We start from the raw sequence: 4,633 nt of genomic DNA, 5'->3' as shown, positions 1-4,633 counted from the left end.
CCCCTGGACGACATGCTGCCCCTGGTGAAGGAAATCGCCCAGGGGCCGGAGCCCGAGGCGTCCGGCGCGCCCATCTATGCCGTGGGCATCCCCTCCTGCCCGCGCGCCTGCGAGCCCGGGGAGCTGGCGGGACTGCTGGGTTCAGGCTCCGCGCCGGACGTGCACCTGGCTCTGGAACGCCTGAAAAACGCGGCGGGCCCTGTGCTGGTCTGCGGTTCCTTGTATTTGCTGGGCGAGTTTTATACAAAGCACCCTCGACTGCTGGAACGCCCCGAACGAGAACACGGCGTCGGCAGCCCCCGGAGGTCCCAGCCGTGAGCACGCTTTTTCGCCACCTTCCGTCCATGGATCAGGCCCTGGCCGCCCTGTGCGCCGAGCAGAGCCTCGCGGGCGAGGCCTTCCGCGCCGCGCCGCGTCCGCTTCTGAAGGATCTGGCCAACGCCTTCCTAGATCTGCTGCGCGAAGAGATCCGCGCCGGGGTCTTCAGCGAGGCCGCCCAGCTGGCCCTGCCCGCCCTCATGCCCCGGCTCACGGCGTACGTGCGCCAGGGCTTGCGCCCCCGCTTCCGCCGGGTGCTCAACGCCACCGGCGTGGTCATCCACACCAACATGGGCCGCTCGCTTCTGGCCAAGGAGGCCGTGGCCGCCGTGGCCGCCGCCGCCGGGCACTACTCCAACCTGGAGTTCGATCTGGCCACGGGCGAACGCGGCAGCCGCTATTCGCACGTCGAGGATCTGCTCTGCCGCCTCACCGGGGCCGAGGCCGCGCTGGTGGTGAACAACAACGCCGCCGCCGTGCTCATCGTGCTCGATACCCTGTGCAAGGGGCGCGAGGTCATCGTTTCGCGCGGGCAGCTGGTGGAGATCGGCGGCAGTTTCCGCATCCCGGAGGTCATGGCCAAGAGCGGGGCGATCCTGCGCGAGGTGGGGGCCACCAACCGCACGCACCTGCGCGACTACGAGAGCGCCATCGGCTCGGACACGGCCGCGCTCATGAAGGTGCACACCAGCAACTACCGCATGACCGGCTTTGTGAAGGAGGTGCCGCTCTGGGAGCTCAAGACCCTGGCGGGCAGCTACGGCCTGCCGGTCATCGAGGACCTGGGCAGCGGCAGCCTGCTGCGCTTCGAGGGCGACGGCCTGCCCGGCGAACCCACGGCCCAGGAGGCCGTGGCCGAGGGCGCGGACGTGGTCACCTTCTCCGGCGACAAGGTCCTGGGCGGTCCGCAGGCGGGCATCATCGTGGGCCGCAGGGAGATCATCGAGCGCATCAAAAAGAACCAGCTGAACCGCGCCCTGCGCATCGACAAGCTGACGCTGGCCGCCCTTGAGGCCACCCTGCGCCTGTACCTGGACCCGGACCTGGCGCGGCAGCGCGTGCCCACCGTGGCCATGATGACCGCAAGCCTCGTCTCGTTGCGGGCCCAGGCCGCGCGTTTGGCCGGGCTGCTGCGCAAGCATCTTTCCGATTCCCTGGAGCTTGGCCTGCGCGCCGGTTCCTCCCGCGTGGGCGGCGGGGCCTTCCCGGAGGCCGACCTGCCCACGTCGCTGGTGTGCCTGAAGCCCACGGGCATGACCGTGGAGGCCCTGCGCGAGGCGCTGCTGTCCACGGACCCGCCCCTGGTGGGCCGGGTGGAGGACGACGCCCTGTGCCTGGACCCGCGCACCCTGGAATCGTCCGAGCACGCCCTTGTCCTTTCCGCCCTGCGCCAGGCGCTGGGCGCGTTGTAACGCCACCACTGAGCCCGACCTTAGAACCCGGCCATAGAACCCGACTGGAGCATTCCGTGAGCAAGAAGACCCCTGAGCTTGAGCATCAGTCCCGCAACTGCTGGGACGTGTATTCCAGCGCCGCCGACAAGAAGGCCGTGGAAGCCTGCGCCAAGGGCTACATGGATTTCATCACCCGCTGCAAGACCGAGCGCGAGACCGTGGACTACGTTCTGGCCGCGGCCAAGGCCGCAGGCTTCAGCGAGACCCTGAACGCCAAGACCAAGGCCTACGTGCGCGTGCAGCGCGGCAAGACCGTGCTCTTGGTGCGGCGCGGCAAAAAGCCCCTGAGCGAGGGCTTCCGGCTCATCGGCGCCCACGCCGACACCCCGCGCATCGACCTGAAGCAGCACCCCCTGTACGAGGACACCGAGCTGGGACTGATGAAGACCCACTATTACGGCGGCATCCGCAAGTACCAGTGGCTGGCGCGGGAGCTGGCCCTGCACGGCGTGGTGGTCAAAAAGGACGGCGCCGTCGTCAAAGTCCTGGTGGGCGAGGATGCGGGCGACCCCGTGCTGACCATCACCGACCTTTTGCCGCACCTGGCCTACAAGCAGGTGGAGCAGAAGGTTTCCGACGCCTTCGAGGCGGAGAAGCTGAACGCCGTGGTGGGGCATGCGCCCGTTGGCCGGGGCGATGAGAAGAAGGCCAAGGACAAGGACCGCGTGAAGCGCCACGTGCTGGAGCTTTTGCACGCCCGCTACGGCATCACCGAGAGCGACCTGTTCAGCGCCGAGCTGCAGCTTGTGCCCGCCGGGCCCGCGCGCAGCGTGGGGCTCGATTCCTCCATGATCGGCGGCTACGGCCACGACGACCGCTCCTGCGTGTTCGCCGCCTTCCAGGCCCTGCTGGCCGAGAAGACGCCGGAGCACACACAGCTGGTGCTGTTCTGGGACAAGGAGGAGATCGGCTCCGAGGGCGCCACCGGCGCGCAGTCGCTGTTCTTCGAATACGCCCTGCAGGACCTGATCGACGCCTGGTCGCCGGGCTTGCGCCTGGCCCGCGTGTTCGAGCGCGGCATGGCCATCAGCGCGGACGTGAACGCCGCCGTGGACCCGGACCACCTGGACGTTTACGAGAAGCTGAACGCGGCCTACATGGGCCACGGCCCCTGCTTCAACAAGTTCACCGGCCACCGGGGCAAGGTTGGCGCAAACGACGCCCACCCGGAGTTCGTGGCCTATTTGCGGAACATTCTGGACAAGGCGGACGTGCCCTGGCAGATGGCGGAGCTGGGCAAGGTGGACCTGGGCGGCGGCGGCACGGTGGCCAAGTTCCTGGCCGTGTACGGCATGGACGTCATCGACATGGGCCCGGCCGTGCTTTCCATGCACAGCCCCTTCGAGGTGCTGGGCAAGGCCGACCTGTACGCCACGGTGCAGGCCTTCCGCGCCTTCCTCAAGAGCTAGGAGCGATTCATGCCGGTCATCATGGGCACCGCCGGGCACATCGACCACGGCAAGACCACGCTGGTGAAGGCCCTTACGGGCATCGACTGCGACCGCCTGGCCGAGGAGAAGAAGCGCGGCATCACCATCGAGCTGGGCTTCGCCTTCATGGACCTGCCGCCCGTTCCCGGAGGAAAGGGGGCAGGGCCCAGGCGGCTGGGCGTGGTGGACGTGCCCGGGCACGAGCGCTTCGTGAAGAACATGGTGGCCGGCGCCGCGGGCATAGACTTCGTGCTGCTGGTCATCGCCGCGGACGAGGGCGTGATGCCCCAGACGCGCGAGCACCTGGAAATCTGTTCGCTCCTCGGCATCACCACCGGCGTGGTGGCCCTGACCAAGACCGACATGGTCGAGCCGGACTGGCTGGACATGGTGAAGGAGGAGGTGGCCGGCTACCTCTTGGGCAGCTTCCTGGAGGGCGCGCCCATCATGCCCGTTTCCGCCCACACCGGGGCCGGGCTGGGCGAGCTGAAGGCCGAGCTGGCGAAGCTGTCCGACTCCTTTCAGCCGCACCGCCGCACGGACCTGTTCCGCCTGCCGGTGGACCGCGTGTTCACCATGAAGGGCTACGGCACCGTGGTCACCGGCACCCTCGTGTCCGGCAAGATCAAGGTGGGCGACGACATCACCGTGTACCCCGGCGGGCTTTCCACCAAGGTGCGCACCCTGCAATCGCACGGGGCGCAGGTGGAGGAGGTGCAGGCGGGCAGCCGCACGGCCGTCAACCTTGCGGGCGTGGAGGTGGAGCAGCTTTCGCGCGGCGACGTGCTGGCCCGGCCGGGCACGCTGTTCCCCAGCCTCTTCTGGGACGCGGAGCTGACCTGCCTCAAGAGTTCGCCGCGTTCCATCAAGCACCGCAAGGAGGTGCACTTCCACCACGGCGCGCGCGAGGTCATGGCCCGCGTGTACCTGCTGGAGGGCGAGGCCCTGGAGCCCGGCCAGACCGCCATGTGCCGCATCCGCTTTTCCGAGCCCCTGGCCGGGGTCTACGGCGACCGCGTGGTGGCGCGTTCCTTCTCCCCCTTGCGCACCGTGGCGGGCGGGCGGCTCCTGAATCCCCTGCCGCACCGGGTGAAGCGCTTCAGCCAGGGCGTTGAGATTTTGCGCAGCCTGGGTGCGGCAGAGCCGGAAGGCATTGTGCTGGGGCAGCTGGCCCTGGCCGGAACCGCCGGGCTCTCCTTCGCCGAGCTGCTGGTGGCCACCAGCCTGGAGTCCAAGGCCCTGGACAAGGCCCTGCAGCTCATGGGGGGCAAGCAGGAGGCCTTTCTCATCGATCGGGAGGCCCGGACCTATGTTTCCGGCCAAGTGGCGCAGCAGCTGTCTGAGGGGCTTCTGGCGCATCTGGCCGAGTTTCACGCCCGCGAGCCCATGAAGCCCGGAGTGGCGCGCGGCGGGCTGGCCTCCACCTGGGGG

3 protein-coding genes and 1 pseudogene are annotated in these 4,633 nt (G+C 68.9%); all 4 read left to right on the top strand.

Going from position 1 to position 4,633, the window contains the following annotated elements; translation table 11 throughout:
* Positions 1-318 (top strand): annotated as a pseudogene (locus VN419_RS10935) (hypothetical protein); the annotation flags it as partial.
* A complete protein-coding gene (selA, locus tag VN419_RS10930) occupies positions 315-1,730 on the top strand; it encodes an L-seryl-tRNA(Sec) selenium transferase (RefSeq protein ID WP_325647265.1) in 1,416 nt (471 codons plus the stop codon). The pseudogene VN419_RS10935 and the gene selA, both read left to right, overlap by 4 nt.
* A gap of 56 nt (positions 1,731-1,786) precedes the next feature.
* Entirely contained in the window at positions 1,787-3,181 is a 1,395-nt protein-coding gene (locus VN419_RS10925; protein WP_325647264.1) for an aminopeptidase, read from the top strand.
* Positions 3,182-3,190: 9 nt separating this feature from the next.
* The coding region (selB, locus tag VN419_RS10920; protein ID WP_325647263.1) for a selenocysteine-specific translation elongation factor at positions 3,191-4,633 on the top strand (1,443 nt) is incomplete at its 3' end.

Origin of the sequence: Humidesulfovibrio sp. (genome assembly GCF_035560995.1) — a bacterium.
In the GTDB taxonomy this organism is placed as follows: Bacteria; Desulfobacterota; Desulfovibrionia; order Desulfovibrionales; family Desulfovibrionaceae; genus Humidesulfovibrio.
This window is presented reverse-complemented; position numbering and strand designations above follow the sequence as displayed.